The sequence below is a fragment of the Metallococcus carri genome (assembly GCF_011440275.1).
Taxonomy (GTDB): Bacteria; Actinomycetota; Actinomycetes; order Actinomycetales; family Dermatophilaceae; genus Metallococcus; species Metallococcus carri.
In genome coordinates this window covers 236,570-250,745 of the sequence record NZ_JAAOIV010000001.1, presented here as the reverse complement: position 1 = coordinate 250,745, position 14,176 = coordinate 236,570, and the positions used below count along the sequence as shown (strand labels likewise).

The window sequence follows — 14,176 nt, the reverse complement described above, 5'->3', positions numbered from 1 at the left end:
CGCCGAGCCGGCCGATCCGGCAGTCCTCCTCGGCGAGCTCAGTGCCCGCCTGCCGGACTGCCTGCCTGCCGATCCGGTTGCCGTGAGCTCGCCTCGCGTTCTCTACATCCGTAGTAGAGGAATGTGGCGGTGATAGCGACCACTTTTCGGCCCTTCGGGGGAGGTTCTGTCGTTGCGGAATTGGGTGCCGGTCGCGGCCGTCAAGAAGCACACACGGGACCACGCTAACCGGCACCACTGACAGCCTCGAATGTTCGCTCTCAGCGTAAATAGACCCTGTGAAAAATGCTGACAATGTCGCACCGGGCAGCTAGAATAGAAACATGTTCGAAGCGCGCGACAACACCCCCACGTCAGGGCCGGAACCGGCCGCTGACGCGGACCCCATGCGCTCGAACAGCACCAACAACACCTCCGACGCCTCCGGTCACGCCGGTGACCCGGTGCCCGCCACCTCATCGCACGCCATGTCGGACGGCGCGGTGGATGCTGTGTCGGACGCCACCTCCGCACCCACCGCCGCACCCACCGCTGCGGCCGCCCCGACATGTGATGGGGCGTTGTCGGCGCCGACCGCTGCGGAGTTGCGCGTGTTGATCGAGCGGTTAGCTGCCCTGGATGAGGTCAGCTTGAGTGTGTCCCCGCCCGCCGACACTGCCGACCCCGCTGATCCTGGTGCTGCCGCTGATTCGGGCGGCCCGGATCTGACGGGTGCGGTGCTGGTGGAAGCGATCACGGTGTTGGAGCGGGTGAAGAACGCGTGCGCGGCCGCGCAGGCCCGCCTGGCCGTGGACTTGGACCGGGTGCAGACCGGTCGGGACCAGGCCCGCGGGCTGGATGAGGGCGTGACCCGCCGGTCGGTGGCCGCGCAGGTCGGGTTAGCCCAGCGGTGTTCCCCATCCCAGGGGCGGCGCCTGCTCGGGGTGGCTGAGGCTTTGGTGGACCGGTTACCGGGCACGTTGGCGGCGATGACGCGTGGGGAGTTGTCCGAAGACGCCGCCGCGCAGATCGCCCGGGCGACCGCGCACACTTCCCGGCACACCGCAGGAGTGGTGGATGCCCGGTTGCACGCCGAAGGGTGCACCCGGTGGGCGGCCCGGCGGGTCGGGCGGCGCGCCCGGGCGTTGGTCGATGAGCACGAACCCGACGCGGCCGCACACCGGCACGCTGCGGCCGTGACCCGGCGGCGGGTCAGCGTGCGGGACCTGGGTGATGGGATGGCCGCGTTGACCGCGATCGTGCCGTTCACCGAAGCCGTCGCCGCGAAATTCGCGGTACGCGATGCCGCCGCGGCCGTATACGCCACCCAGCCCGGGCAGGTCCCCGAAGCCATGGGTGGCACCCGGCGCACTAGGGCGCAGATCGAAGCCGACCTGTTCATCGAACGCCTCACCGGCCGGAACCCCGTCACCGGCGGGTGCGACGTGACCATCGGGGTGCTGATGACCCCCGACACGCTGGTCGGCGCGAGCAACACCCCCGCCCGGATCGAGAACATGGGCACCCTGCCCGGGATCCTGGCCCGCAAACTCGCCGCGACCGGCACCACCCGCCCCACCGCCACCCCACCCCACACACCAGACGTACCAGACGCACCCCACGCACCCGACGAACCCGGTGGGCGGCACGACGGTGCAGCTGGACACGGCGCTGCTGGACACGGTGCGACTGGAGAAGGCGGTGGAGGTGGTAGCCCAGATCGCGCCGACGATCGAGCCGGCAATCCCGACGAAACGGGTGAGCGTGAGGATCGGCAGCGCGAGTACCGGACCTCGCGGGCATTGATCCGGCGGTTGTTCACCGACCCCGACGACCCCGACCTGGTCCGCATCGAATCCACCTCAAGAACCTTCACCGGGCTGCTGCGCCAAGCGATCAGCCTGCGCGACGAAGTCTGCCGCACCCCCTACTGCGACGCACCCATCCGCCACATCGACCACATCCGCCGCCACACCGACGGCGGACCCACCAGCATGGACAACGGTCAAGGCCTGTGCGCCAGCTGCAACTACCTCAAAGAACACCCCGACTGGCACACCCGACGCGACACCCAAGACGACAGCGGCAGCGGAGGCAGTCGGCGGCATACCGTCAGCACCACCACCCCGACGGGCCACGCGTACACCAGCACCCCACCACCTCTGCCGCTGCCGACCATCGACGCCCAGCATCCCTCCCGGTTCGAGCAGGAACTCCTGCGACTGGTCATGGCCGCATGAACGACGACGCGTCATGAACGACGAAGCTGGCTGGCCAGGGCCGCCGATCGCTACCGACCACATCGGCACCCAGATGGTCAGCTGGGACTCGGGCCACGAACGCGAACTGCTCGTCGACGTCGAGGGATGGCCGCTCGCCGTCGCGGTGATGATCGCCACGGATGGTGAACGAATTTGCCTAGTGCACAACAAGAATCGCGACCAGTGGGAGCTGCCCGGCGGCGAGATCGAACCCGGTGAGAGTCCCAAAGAGGCTGCGGTCCGTGAGTTCGCCGAGGAGGCCGGCGGCTCGATGCGGGACGCTCGCTTCGTCGGCGTGCGCAGGCTTCGGCTCGCGTCGGGACTCGAAGTCCGGTGCGCGCTGTTCACCGGGGCGGTGGTCGCTACCCGGGAATTGGTCCCGAACGCCGAAATCGCCGGTGTCGCCTGGATCAGCATCGACGACGCGAGCGCACTCGGCCGGGTTTCGGACCTCGACCTCACCCTGCTGCGAAGGGTGCTGCGCCTACGGTGAGAGCGTGCGCAAAATCGTCTCGCTGCTGCCCTCGACCACCGAGATCCTTTTCGACCTCGGCGCTGGGGACCAGGTCGTCGGTGTCACCTTCGAATGCGACACGCCCCCGGAAGCACTGACCCGCACCATCGTGTCGACCTCCGCGATGCCCGAAGGCCTTGACCCGCAACAGATCGACGCCTGGGTCAGCGAGGCGATGAGCCGCGGCGAAGACCTCTACCACCTCGACGCGGGTGCCCTCGCCGGCCTCGACGCCGACATCGTCGTCACCCAGGACCTCTGTGCCGTCTGCGCCGTCGACGTGTCGGTCGTCGACGATGCCCTCGCCCATCTCGGTTGCACCGCCGAGGTCGTCACCATCGACCCGCACACGCTCGACCACGTCCTCGACTCCATCACGCGTCTCGGCCAGGTCACCGACCGCGACCAGACAGCAAGCGAACTCGTCGAAAGCCTCCGCGCACGCCTCGCCGCGGTCGAGGAAGATGTCCAGGGCGCCCCACGACCCAGGGTGATGCTGCTCGAATGGACCGACCCACCATTCACCCCCGGCCACTGGGTCCCGGAGATGATCGAGCGAGCCGGCGGCATACCTCTGCTCGGGCGCGCCGGCGAGAAGTCCCAGCGCACCACGTGGCAGGCGATCCGCGCAGCGCAACCGGACGTGATCGTCTGTGCCCCATGCGGATTCGGCTTGGAGCAGTCCAGCCGACTGGCCAGCGAACTCCTCGCTTCGGGCAACCTTCCGGAGGGTGTCCCCGTCTGGGCGGTCGACGCCAACGCCTCCTATGCGCGGCCCGGCCCGCGCCTCGTCGACGGCGTCGAGGATCTCGCCCACCTGCTGCACCCGGACGCGACACGACCGACTGGCCGGGAAGGGACGGCATACGAGCGCATTCGCTGACTAAGGTCGAGGACTATGAGTGGCGCGGTCCTGCACGTCAACGGTTCGATCCTCATTGGCCCGCAGGAGGTGATGGACGAACTGTGGGTCGTCGACGGCAAGGTCACCTTCGACCGGCCGGCGAGCACGGACGTCCAGACCGTCCAGGGGTATGTCGTCCCCGGCCTCGTCGACGCACATTGCCATGTCGGGCTCGAGGCGACCGGGGGAGTGCCACCCGAGCGCGCCGAGGAGCATGCCGTCGCCGACCGTGACGCCGGAGCCCTGCTGCTGCGCGACGCCGGCTCGCCCTACGACACGCACTGGATCGACGACCGCGACGACCTGCCCCGCATCATCCGGGCCGGGCGTCATATCGCGCGCACCAAGCGCTACATCCGCAACTTCGCCCACGAGATCGAGCCCGAGGACCTGGTCGCCTATGTCCGCCAGGAGGCCCGCCGCGGCGACGGCTGGGTCAAGCTCGTCGGCGACTGGATCGACCGCGATCGAGGCGACCTCGCACCGTGCTGGCCGCGTGAAGCCCTCAAGGCTGCCATCGACGCTGCCCATGAAGAGGGCGCCCGCGTCACCGCCCACTGCTTCGGCGAGGAGTCGCTCGGTGACTTCGCGTGGGCCGGCACCGACTGCATCGAACACGCCACCGGTCTCACCGAAGACAGCATCGATTCCTTTGCGCGACAAGGGATTGCGATCGTGCCGACCCTGGTCAACATCGCCAACTTCCCGAGCTTCGCTGACGCGGGCGAGGCGAAGTTCCCCGGGTATGCCGCGCACATGCGCGACCTCTACGACCGCCGCTACGCGACCATCGGCGCGGCGCACGAGGCAGGCGTCCAGGTTTTTGTCGGCACCGACGCCGGCGGCCAACTCCCGCACGGTCTCGTCGCCCGCGAGGTCGAGGAGCTCACCAAGGTCGGCATGACCAACGTCGAGGCGCTCAACGCAGCGACCTGGGGCGCCCGCGAGTGGCTCGGTCGCGACGCGCTCGCCGAGGGAGCGAGCGCGGACTTCGTCGTGTATGCCGAAGACCCACGCGACGATGTCCGTGTGCTCGCCGCCCCCACCCAGATCGTGTTGCGCGGCAAGGCTTTCCGGTGAGCTCCGAGGTTCGCCCGCTGTATGCCGAGGGTGAGCGTGTCTGGGTGCGCAGCCTCGTCAGCGCCGATCTCGCGCAATACCGCTCGGCGGTCGAGGCGTCCGCTGAGCGCATCGGTCAGTGGAACCCGGTCTCCACCCAGGATCTGCTGTGGCATCTCGAGCGCCAGAGCGCCGACCACCGCACCTTCCTGATCCACGCCCGGCAACGCGAGGCAGCCCACGACCTGGTCGGAAAGGTCAATGTCAGCAACGTGATTCGTGGTCGCTTCCAGTCCGCAACGATGGGTTACGACTCCTACGACCCCTATAACGGGCGCGGGCTCTTCAGCGAGGGCATGCGGCTGATCCTGCGTCTCGGCTTCGACCCGGCCCCCGCCGGCATGGGGCTGCACCGCATCGAGGCCAACGTCCGGCCAGGCAACACCAGGTCGGCAGGACTGTTGCGGTCATTAGGTTTTCGCCGTGAGGGCTTCGTCCGGGACATGCTCCTGCTCGAGGCCCAGGACGAGCCCGCTGCCTGGCGCGACCACGACAGTTATGCGCTCACGGCCGGGGAGGACACAGCGGCATACCGCGACAACGAGCACCCACGGGTGGTCGTCCTCGTCAACGGTCTGCCCGGCTCCGGCAAGACGACGATCGCGCGTCGGGTCGCCGCCGAACTCGGGATTCCGTTGTGGTCCAAGGACATCCTCAAGGAGACGCTGTATGACGAAGCGGCGGCTTCGCAACTGATGTGGCGCTTGCTCGCCGATTCACCGAGCGGGGGAGTGCTGGACAACAACCTCCGCCAGTCCGACCTCGCCCACGTGCAGCGCGGCCTCGCGAGCGCGGGCATCGCACCGGAGCGGGTCCTGCAGGTGATTCCCGCGGACGCCGAGCCGTTGCCGATCGGACGGGTCTTTCGCATCGACACGCGAAATCCGTTGACGCCCAACCAGATTGTCAACATCGCGCTACACGCCAGAGCGACCGCCCTCGGCTGAGGACGGTCGCTCCGGCGTGAGGTGTTGCGTCAGGCAGCGGTGCCGTTCGTGCGCGCCGCCGCGACCTGCTCGGACTGCCGCACGTCCTCCTTGCTCAGCGGGCCGGACATCCGCAGCGGCCGGTCGATCAGGTAGCGCACGTAGGCGTACGGCGTGAAGAAGCCCGGCAGGTAGTCGCCGAAAGCCGTCTCCTCCAGGATCTGCCGCGCCTGCTCGTAGCGCTTGGAGTGCCGGTCGTCCAGGCCGCGGGTCAGCTTGGCGAGCTCCTCGTCGACGATCCGGTCGAGCAGGTCCCGGGTGACCTGCGGACCCTCGGCGAGCTGGCTGTTGTGGAACAGCCACTGCCACAGCTGGGCCCGCGAGATCTCGACCGTCGCGGCGTCCTCCATCAGGTTGTCGATCGCGACCGCACCGCGGCCGCCGATCCACGCCGCGAGGTAGCGCAGCGCGACGGAGACATTGGTGCGGACGCCCTGCAGGGTGATCGTCTGCTGAGTTCCGTTGAGCGACACCAGGTCTGCGGCTGTCACGTCGATCGCGCGCCGCACGTCCCGCTGGTCGTGCCGGGTGCCGAGCACCGAGGCGTATGCCGTCTGGCAGATCTCGACGAGCGCCGGGTGCGCCACCCACGAACCGTCGAAACCTTCCGCCGCCTCGCGCTCCTTCTCCGAACGCACCAGGCCGAGCGCCCGATGACGCGACTCCTCGTCCTGACGAGTCGGGTTGACCGCAGCGGGACCGCCGATGGCGTGCGCTCCACGCTTGTGGCAGGTGTCCACGAGCAGCTGGGTGTAAGCCCGCATGAACGGGGTGGTCATGGTGACCTTGTCCCGGTCCGGCAGCACGAACTCCTCACCACGGTGGGCGAAGGTGCGCACATAGCTGAAGATGTAGTCCCACCGGCCGGCGTTGAGCCCGGAGCAGTGCTCGCGCAGCTCGTAGAGGATCTCGTCCATCTCGAAGGCCGCCGTGATGGTCTCGATGAGCACCGTCGCGCGGATCGTCCCCTGCGGTATGCCGAGCAGTTGCTGAGCCAGCTCGAACACGTCATTCCACAGTCGCGCCTCCAGGTGCGACTCCACCTTCGGCAGGTAGAAGTACGGACCGTGGCCGAGGTCGATCAGCCGCTGGGCGTTGTGGAAGAAGTAGAGGCCGAAGTCGACCAGGGACGCCGAGAACGGTCGCCCGTCGAGCACGATGTGCTTCTCGCACAGGTGCCAGCCACGGGGACGCATCACCAGGGTGGGGCGGTGGTCGCCCACCGAGAGGCGGGCACCGTCGGCTTCGTCATACGTCAGGGTGCCGCGGACGGCGTCATACAGGTTGAGCTGTCCCTCGATGACGTTCTGCCAGGAGGGCGCGGTGGCGTCCTCGAGGTCGGCCAGCCAGATGTTGGCACCGGAGTTGAGAGCGTGCACCGCCATCTTGCGGTTGGCGGGCGCGACGAGTTCGCAGCGGCGATCCTCCAGGCCGGGGCCCGGGGGCGCGACCTGCCAGCTGTCGTCGGCACGGATCTGCTCGGTCTCGGGCAGGAAGTCCAGGTTGGCGCCATTGGAGATCTCACGCGAGCGAAGTCGCCTGGCCTGCAACAGTTCTGCGCGACGACCGGCGAAGGCGTCGTCCAGCGCTGCAACGAACCGCAGGGCCTCGGGGGTGAGGATCTCCTCGAATCGTGGATGCATCGTGCCGCGGACGGTGGGGTTGCGGGTTGCGGTGTTCATGGCGACCTCCTCAAGGGGTCGTGAGCCGGGTGGACGAGCGCTGGTGGGATGAAACTCGGGCTCCCGCGGCCGGAGCCAGGTGACCGCGGGAGCCCGAGTGGTCTAACTGCAGTTCTTGATCAGAACTGAGCTTCTTCGGTCGAGCCCTTGAGCGCCGTGGTGGAGCTGTTCGGGTCGATCGCGGTGGCGACCAGGTCGAAGTAGCCGGCGCCGACCTCGCGCTGGTGCTTGGTCGCGGTGTAACCGCGCTCCTCGGCAGCGAACTCGCGCTCCTGCAGGTCGACATAGGCCGACATCTGGTTGCGGGCGTAACCGTGTGCCAGGTCGAACATCGAGTAGTTCAGCGCGTGGAAGCCGGCCAGGGTGATGAACTGGAACTTGAAGCCCATCGCACCGAGCTCCTTCTGGAACTTGGCGATGGTCGCGTCGTCCAGGTGCTTCTTCCAGTTGAACGACGGGCTGCAGTTGTAAGCCAGCATCTGGTCGGGGAACTCGGCCTTGACCGCCTCGGAGAACTTGCGCGCCAGCTCGAGGTCGGGCGTGCCGGTCTCCATCCAGATCAGGTCGGCGTAGGGCGCGTAGGCCTTCGCGCGGGCGATGCACGGCTCGATGCCGTTCTTCACCTTGTAGAAGCCCTCGACCGTGCGCTCACCGGTGATGAACGGCTGGTCGCGCTCGTCAACATCGGTGGTGATGAGGGTCGCGGCCTCGGCGTCGGTGCGGGCGATGACCACGCTCGGCACGCCCGCGACGTCCGCGGCCAGACGGGCGGCGTTGAGGGTGCGGATGTGCTGCTGGGTCGGGATCAGCACCTTGCCACCGAGGTGACCACACTTCTTCTCCGAGGCGAGCTGGTCCTCCCAGTGCACGCCGGCCGCGCCGGAGGCGATCATCGACTTCATCAGCTCGTAGGCGTTGAGCACGCCACCGAAGCCGGCCTCGGCGTCGGCGACGATCGGCACCAGCCAGTCGTCGACCGACTTCTTGCCCTCGGCGAACTCGATCTGGTCGGCGCGCAGCAGCGCGTTGTTGATGCGGCGCACGACGGCCGGCACCGAGTTGGCCGGGTAGATCGACTGGTCGGGGTAGGTCTGGCCGGCGAGGTTCGCGTCACCGGCGACCTGCCAGCCGGACAGGTAGATGGCCTTGAGGCCGGCCTTGACCTGCTGCACGGCCTGGTTGCCGGTCAGCGCGCCAAGCGCGTTGACGAAATCTTCGGTGTGCAGCTTGTCCCACAGCTGCTCGGCGCCGCGCTTGGCGAGGGTGAACTCCTCCTGGACCGAGCCGCGCAGCTTGACGACGTCGTCGGCGGAGTAATCGCGGGTGACGCCCTTCCAGCGCTCGTCGGTCTCCCAGGCCTTCTGCAGGTCAGCGGCGGTCAGGTTCTCGCTCATGGCTCCTCATTCGAGATGGGGGTTTCTTGATCAACACAGCCATCGTGACCGCGATCAACCGGTTCTGCACCGCGGTTCGGGTGTAAATATCTGCGGATCTTTCGCTATCGTGGACGTATGACGTCTGTTGCTCCGGTCGAGCTCGATCCGCTCCTCATCGGTCGCCGGTTGCGCCACGTGCGCTCCGAGAGTGGCCGCACCCTCGGCGACGTCGCCGGGGAGGTGGGTATGTCGGCCTCGGCGCTCTCGCTCATCGAGAACGGCAAGCGCGAGCCCAAGCTGTCGGTGCTGTCCGCCTTGGCCAGCGCCCTCGGCACCAGCGTGCAAGATCTGCTCACCTCCACGCCGCCCACGCGGCGCGCCGCCCTGGAGATCAAGCTGGAACGCGCGCAGCGACGCGACAGCTACCAGGCGCTCGGCATACCGGCGGTGAAGATCGGCCCGCGACTGCCGATGGAGGCGCTCGAGGCGCTCGTCGGCATGCACGAGGCGATGGCCGCAGCGCAGGCCGAGCGGGCCGCGACCCCCGAGCAGGCCCGCCGGGCCAATGCCGAGCTGCGGCTGAAGATGCGCGCGGCCGACAACTACTTCGGTGAGATCGAGGCGGAGGCCGGCCGGCTGCTCGGCGCGATCAACCACCCGGGCGGCCCGATCAGCCGGGCCGCGGTCGACCGGCTCGCGGGTCACCTGGGCTTCCGGCTGGTGCACACCTCGGATCTGCCGGCCTCGACCCGCACCGTCACCGACCTGCACCACAAACGCATCTATTTGCCGCAACCCGAAGCGGGACAACACGATTCGCGGTCGCTCGCGTTGCAGGCGCTCGGCCATCTGGTGCTCGACCACCAGGTCCCGGCCGACTACGCCGAGTTCCTCTCCCAACGCGTCGAGATCAACTACTTCGCCGCCGCGCTGCTCATGCCCGAGTCCGAAACCGTCGCCGCGCTGCGAACAGCCATGAAGGACAAGGACATTGCCATCGAGGACCTGCGCGATGCTTGGGCGGTCTCGTATGAGACGGCGGCGCACCGGTTCACCAACCTCGCCACCAAGCATCTCGGCATACATGTGCACTTCATGCGGATCGCGCAGAGCGGCGTGATCTACAAGGCCTACGAGAACGACGGGGTGATCTTCCCCTCCGACGCGACGGGAGCCATTGAGGGACAACGGGTATGCCGGGCCTGGACCGCGCGCCGGGTCTTCGAGCAACCGGACCTTTCGCAGGCCTTCCAGGCCTACACCGACACCCGGTCCGGCACCTATTGGTGCACCGCGGTCGTCGATCGCACTCCCGATGGGCTGTTTTCGGTCAACGTCGGCGTGCCCTACCAGCAGGTGAAGTGGATGCGCGGCCGCGAGACGACCCATCGAGCGGTGTCGCGCTGCCCCGACCCGTCGTGCTGCACCCAGCCGCCGCCCGATCTGGCCGGCCGCTGGCAGGGGCAGTCCTGGCCGTCGGCCCGGGTGCACTCCCACCTGCTCGCCGCGATGCCGCCCGGAGTTTTTCCCGGCGTCGACGACACCGAGATCTACCAGTTCCTGGACAGGCACGCGCCGACCGACTGACGGTGCTCGTCACCCCGGTCGCACGATTGGGCCGCAAGGGCGCACCTCTGGCATGATGTCCGGCGTACCTGCGCCCCCGATGGCCCTCTCCCGGACGGATCGCGCACCTACCCCCGAGGCATCGGCTCCCCGCGTGTTCCCCACCCGGTCTCGCCGTGTCTCACAGCTGAAGAAGGAGACACCACACTCGTGGCAGTCAAGATTCGTCTCAAGCGCCTCGGCGCCATCCGCAACGCCCAGTACCGCGTCGTCGTCATGGACTCGCGGACGAAGCGCGACGGCCGCGCGATTGAGGAGATCGGGGTCTACCACCCCAAGGAAGACCCCAGCCTGATCCAGATCGACTCCGAGCGCGCGCAGTACTGGCTCGGCGTTGGCGCGCAGCCGACCGAGCAGGTCGCCGCGCTGCTGAAGGTCACCGGCGACTGGCAGAAGTTCAAGGGCGAGAAGGGTGCCGAGGGCACCCTCAAGGTCGCCCCGCCGAAGCCGGACAAGAAGTCGCTCTACGAGGCCGCGCTGAAGGCCGCGCAGGACGGTGCCGACGACTCCGCCAAGGGCGGCGCCACCACCAAGAAGAAGGCCGAGAAGAAGGCCGACGAGGCTCCGGCTGCTGAGGCCACTGAGGCCACTGAGGCTGCTCCGGCGGCCGAGGCCGCTGATGGTGGTTTCGGCCCCGACTCCGCCGCTCCGCTCGCGGACGGCGCGTCGCCCGACCCGGCCAAGTTCACCGTCAAGGGCAACAAGGACTCGATGAAGTACCACACCACCGACAGCCAGTGGTACGACTCGACCGTCGCCGAGGTCTGGTTCACCACGGCCGAGGCCGCCGAGGCCGCCGGCTTCGTGGCGCCGGGCGCCAAGTCCGAGGGCTGATCCGGTGCTCGAGGAAGCACTGGAGCACCTGGTCAAGGGCATCGTCGACCACGACGGCGAGGTCGTCGTGCGGCACAAGGACGGACGCCGCGGCGAGATGCTCGAAGTGCGCGTCCACCCGGACGACCTCGGTCGCGTCATCGGCCGTTCCGGTCGCACCGCGTCGGCCTTGCGAGAGGTCATCAAGGCCCTCGCGGCCGGGCGCAATGTGCGCGTCGACATCGTCGACACCGACCGCGCTCGCTGACCGGTTCAACCTCCAGGTGAGGTAGGACGAGAGCTCGCCTCTCGGCCTACCTCACCTGTCTTTGTGCGAAAGGCTTCCCCCGTGCGTCCTCACCTCGGCTCGTCGCGAGCCGTTTCAACCACCGCCGCGACCTTCGTCGCCAACGGCCTCGGCGTGGGCGTGCTCGGTGGGCTGTTGCCGACGCTGGCCGACCGGTGGGACACCGACACCCGGGCGCTCGGCGCGCTGCTCGTCGCCGCCGGGCTCGGTGCCGTGGTCGGCATCAGCGCGGGCGGCCGGTTGTCGGACCGTTTCGGGGCGTCGCGATTCATGGTCGCCGGCGGTCTGCTCATGGCGATTGCGTTGTGCGGCATGGGTTTTGCGCCCAGCCCGAGCATCGGCATCGCCATCGCCGTGCTTTACGGCCTCGGCAACGGCCTGACCGATGTGGCGATGAACGCGCTCGCCGTGTTGGTCGAAGCGGCGCGGCCCCGACCGGTGATGAGCCGGCTGCACGCGATGTGGAGCGTGGGGATGCTGCTCGGCTCGGGTGCGGTGGTGCTCTCGGGTCGGTTGTGGTCCGGGCCAGCGGCGGTGGCGCGGTCCGCGCTGGGTGTCGCCAGCGTGGTGCTGGTCGTCGTGGCCGTGCTGGGCCTGTGGTCCAGGGTCGACACCCCGCGGGTCGTCCATCGGGACGAATCCGGTGTGCGCCAACCGATTCCGCGGGCAGCGTGGGTGCTCGCCGCGATGGCGGTGGGCTTCGGGCTTGCCGAAGGCACGTCATACGACTGGTCGTCGGTGCACGTGCGCGATGTCGCCCGGGTGACCTCCGCGCAGAGCGCCTGGGGGCTTGCGGCGGTGTCGGTGTGCATGCTGGCGGTGCGCTTCGGTGGTGACCACCTGGTGCACCGCTTCGGTCGGCGGCAGGTGGTGCGGTGGGGCGCCGGGCTGGCTGCGCTCGGCTATCTGATCGGCGTGCTCGCGAAGCCACTGCCGGTCCTGCTGCTCGGTTGGTGTGTCGTCGGTGCCGGTGTCGCTCTCATCGCACCGCAGATCTACGGCCTTGCCGGTATGGCGGGTGGCGGGCGCACCCTGTCGATCGTGGTGACCACCGGTTATGCCACCTCGCTCATCGGGCCCGGCGCGATGGGCGCCCTGGTGCACGAGTTCGGCATACAGCGGGCACTGGTGCTGCCCCTGCTCGCGGCCGTGGCCCTGTCGGCGATGTCCCTGGTGATGCCGACCGAGAAAACCATCCTGGGAGACTGAGCGCATGGACGAGGTCTTGGTCGCCCGGATCGGCAAGCCGCACGGGCTGCGCGGCGAGGTCACGGTGCAGGTGCACACCGACAGCCCCGACGAGCGGTTCGTGGTGGGCGCGGTCTTCGCGACCGAACCCGCCGAGCGCGGACCACTGCGGTTGCGAACAGCCCGCGTGCACAACGGGATTCAGCTGCTGGGCTTCGAGGAAGCACTCGACCGGACGGCGGCCGAGGCACTGCGCGGGACGCGCTTGTTCGCCGCGGCCGACGAGGAGGAGGACGACGGTTTCTACGAGGACGACCTCGTCGGCCTGCAGGTCGTGGATGCTTCCGGCACTCCGCTCGGGACCGTCGTGGCGCTGCACTCCCGGCCGGCGCAAGACCTGCTGGAGATCGAGCGGGAGGACGGCGGATCGGCATACCTGCCGTTCGTCGAGGAGATCGTGCCCGAGGTCGACCTCGAGTCCGGCCGGGTGATCGCGACCCCGCCGCCGGGTCTGCTGGAGCTCGGCTGATGCGCCTCGATGTCGTCACGATCTTCCCCGATTACCTTGCGCCTCTTGACCTTTCACTGATCGGCAAGGCTCGGCGCGACGGGCTGATCGAGCTGCATGTGCACGACCTGCGCGACTTCACGCACGACCGGCACCGCACCGTGGACGACACGCCTTATGGCGGTGGTGCCGGCATGGTGATGAAACCCCAGCCGTGGGCCGAGGCGCTCGAATACGTTGCGGGGCAAGGTGATTCACGCCCGACGTTGATAGTGCCCGGGCCGGGTGGGGAACGCTTCACCCAGCCGACCGCGCGTGCGCTGGCCGAGGAGCCGTGGCTGGTCTTCGCCTGTGGGCGGTACGAAGGCATCGACGAGCGGGTCTACGAGTGGGCCACCAGCGCGTATGACGTGCGCGTCCTCTCGCTCGGCGATTACGTCCTCAACGGTGGTGAGGTGGCGGTGCTCGCCATGGTCGAGGCGGTCGCGCGACTGCTGCCGGGTGTCATCGGCAACGCCGAATCCCTGGTGGAGGAGTCGCACGAGGACGGGTTGCTGGAGTATCCCGTCTACACCAAACCCGCTGTGTGGCAAGGGCTTTCAGTGCCAGAGGTGCTGCTGTCCGGTGACCACGGCCGGATCGCCCAGTGGCGGCATGAGCAACGCATCGCCCGCACCCAGGCCCGGCGCCCCGACCTCCTCCCGCCACCGCCCCCGCCCGCCGACAGCTGACCTGCACTCGCATGCGCTGAGCCCACTTGCATGCGCTGGGTTGACTCGCAGACCGTGACCACGGCATGCAGGTGATGTGCCCGCATGCGAGTGGCCGGAAGGTATGCGAGTGGGTGCCGGGCATCCTTGTTGTCCACAGCTCGCGGTGAGCTCGAAGCCCGAGATATCCACAGCTGCGGCCC

11 protein-coding genes and 3 pseudogenes are annotated in these 14,176 nt (G+C 68.5%); 12 read left to right on the top strand and 2 right to left on the bottom strand.

What is annotated here, in order from left to right; genetic code table 11:
• Positions 1-323 precede the first annotated feature (323 nt).
• Genes G9U51_RS01220 through G9U51_RS17015 form a run of 5 tightly spaced genes read left to right on the top strand, consistent with a single transcriptional unit; the run spans position 324 to position 5,724 of the window.
• Complete coding sequence (locus tag G9U51_RS01220) at positions 324-2,219, top strand: HNH endonuclease signature motif containing protein (protein WP_166191990.1); 1,896 nt, start codon at positions 324-326, stop codon at positions 2,217-2,219.
• Between the two features lie 13 nt (positions 2,220-2,232).
• Positions 2,233-2,733, top strand: a complete 501-nt coding sequence (locus G9U51_RS01215; RefSeq protein ID WP_166191987.1) for an NUDIX domain-containing protein — start codon at positions 2,233-2,235, stop codon at positions 2,731-2,733.
• A 4-nt stretch (positions 2,734-2,737) separates the two neighbouring features.
• Positions 2,738-3,637, top strand: coding sequence for a cobalamin-binding protein (locus tag G9U51_RS01210; protein WP_166191984.1), 900 nt, complete (start codon positions 2,738-2,740; stop codon positions 3,635-3,637).
• Positions 3,638-3,652: 15 nt separating this feature from the next.
• On the top strand, positions 3,653-4,738 hold the full coding sequence (locus G9U51_RS01205; protein WP_166191981.1) for an amidohydrolase family protein: 1,086 nt from the start codon (positions 3,653-3,655) through the stop codon (positions 4,736-4,738).
• Positions 4,735-5,724: a GNAT family N-acetyltransferase gene (locus G9U51_RS17015; protein WP_207947905.1), complete on the top strand. Its 990-nt coding sequence runs from the start codon at positions 4,735-4,737 to the stop codon at positions 5,722-5,724. The genes G9U51_RS01205 and G9U51_RS17015 overlap by 4 nt, the downstream gene beginning before the upstream one ends.
• A gap of 29 nt (positions 5,725-5,753) precedes the next feature.
• Here the strand turns inward: G9U51_RS17015 and aceB are convergent, their stop codons facing one another.
• Together aceB and aceA are read right to left on the bottom strand one after the other, a co-directional pair.
• Positions 5,754-7,445 (bottom strand): malate synthase A, encoded by a 1,692-nt coding sequence (gene aceB / locus G9U51_RS01195; protein WP_166191978.1) that lies wholly within the window; start codon positions 7,443-7,445, stop codon positions 5,754-5,756.
• A gap of 119 nt (positions 7,446-7,564) precedes the next feature.
• Positions 7,565-8,839: an isocitrate lyase gene (aceA, locus tag G9U51_RS01190; RefSeq protein ID WP_166191975.1), complete on the bottom strand. Its 1,275-nt coding sequence runs from the start codon at positions 8,837-8,839 to the stop codon at positions 7,565-7,567.
• Positions 8,840-8,956: 117 nt separating this feature from the next.
• Between aceA and G9U51_RS01185 the strand changes: the two genes are divergently transcribed.
• From G9U51_RS01185 to trmD, 7 genes and pseudogenes are all read left to right on the top strand, one after another.
• Positions 8,957-10,408, top strand: coding sequence for a helix-turn-helix domain-containing protein (locus tag G9U51_RS01185; protein ID WP_166191972.1), 1,452 nt, complete (start codon positions 8,957-8,959; stop codon positions 10,406-10,408).
• 189 nt (positions 10,409-10,597) lie between these two features.
• A pseudogene (gene rpsP, locus G9U51_RS17170) lies at positions 10,598-11,062 on the top strand (30S ribosomal protein S16); the annotation flags it as partial.
• An 87-nt stretch (positions 11,063-11,149) separates the two neighbouring features.
• Positions 11,150-11,281: pseudogene (locus G9U51_RS18045) on the top strand (sunset domain-containing protein); the annotation flags it as partial.
• Between the two features lie 4 nt (positions 11,282-11,285).
• Entirely contained in the window at positions 11,286-11,528 is a 243-nt protein-coding gene (locus tag G9U51_RS01175) for an RNA-binding protein (RefSeq protein ID WP_166191966.1), read from the top strand.
• A gap of 81 nt (positions 11,529-11,609) precedes the next feature.
• Positions 11,610-12,776: an MFS transporter gene (locus G9U51_RS01170; RefSeq protein WP_166191963.1), complete on the top strand. Its 1,167-nt coding sequence runs from the start codon at positions 11,610-11,612 to the stop codon at positions 12,774-12,776.
• Between the two features lie 4 nt (positions 12,777-12,780).
• A complete protein-coding gene (gene rimM / locus G9U51_RS01165; protein WP_166191960.1) occupies positions 12,781-13,284 on the top strand; it encodes a ribosome maturation factor RimM in 504 nt (167 codons plus the stop codon).
• Positions 13,284-13,964 (top strand): annotated as a pseudogene (gene trmD / locus G9U51_RS01160) (tRNA (guanosine(37)-N1)-methyltransferase TrmD); the annotation flags it as partial. The gene rimM and the pseudogene trmD, both read left to right, overlap by 1 nt.
• Positions 13,965-14,176: the final 212 nt, after the last annotated feature.

Excerpts from the sequence above, each read along its gene's own strand:
- G9U51_RS01220 (WP_166191990.1), top strand. The coding sequence starts at position 324 with ATGTTCGAAGCGCGCGACAACACCCCCACGTCAGGGCCGGAACCGGCC.
- G9U51_RS01215 (WP_166191987.1), top strand. The coding sequence starts at position 2,233 with ATGAACGACGAAGCTGGCTGGCCAGGGCCGCCGATCGCTACCGACCAC.
- G9U51_RS01205 (WP_166191981.1), top strand. The coding sequence starts at position 3,653 with ATGAGTGGCGCGGTCCTGCACGTCAACGGTTCGATCCTCATTGGCCCG.
- aceB (WP_166191978.1), bottom strand. The coding sequence starts at position 7,445 with ATGAACACCGCAACCCGCAACCCCACCGTCCGCGGCACGATGCATCCA.
- aceA (WP_166191975.1), bottom strand. The coding sequence starts at position 8,839 with ATGAGCGAGAACCTGACCGCCGCTGACCTGCAGAAGGCCTGGGAGACC.
- G9U51_RS01185 (WP_166191972.1), top strand. The coding sequence starts at position 8,957 with ATGACGTCTGTTGCTCCGGTCGAGCTCGATCCGCTCCTCATCGGTCGC.
- rimM (WP_166191960.1), top strand. The coding sequence starts at position 12,781 with ATGGACGAGGTCTTGGTCGCCCGGATCGGCAAGCCGCACGGGCTGCGC.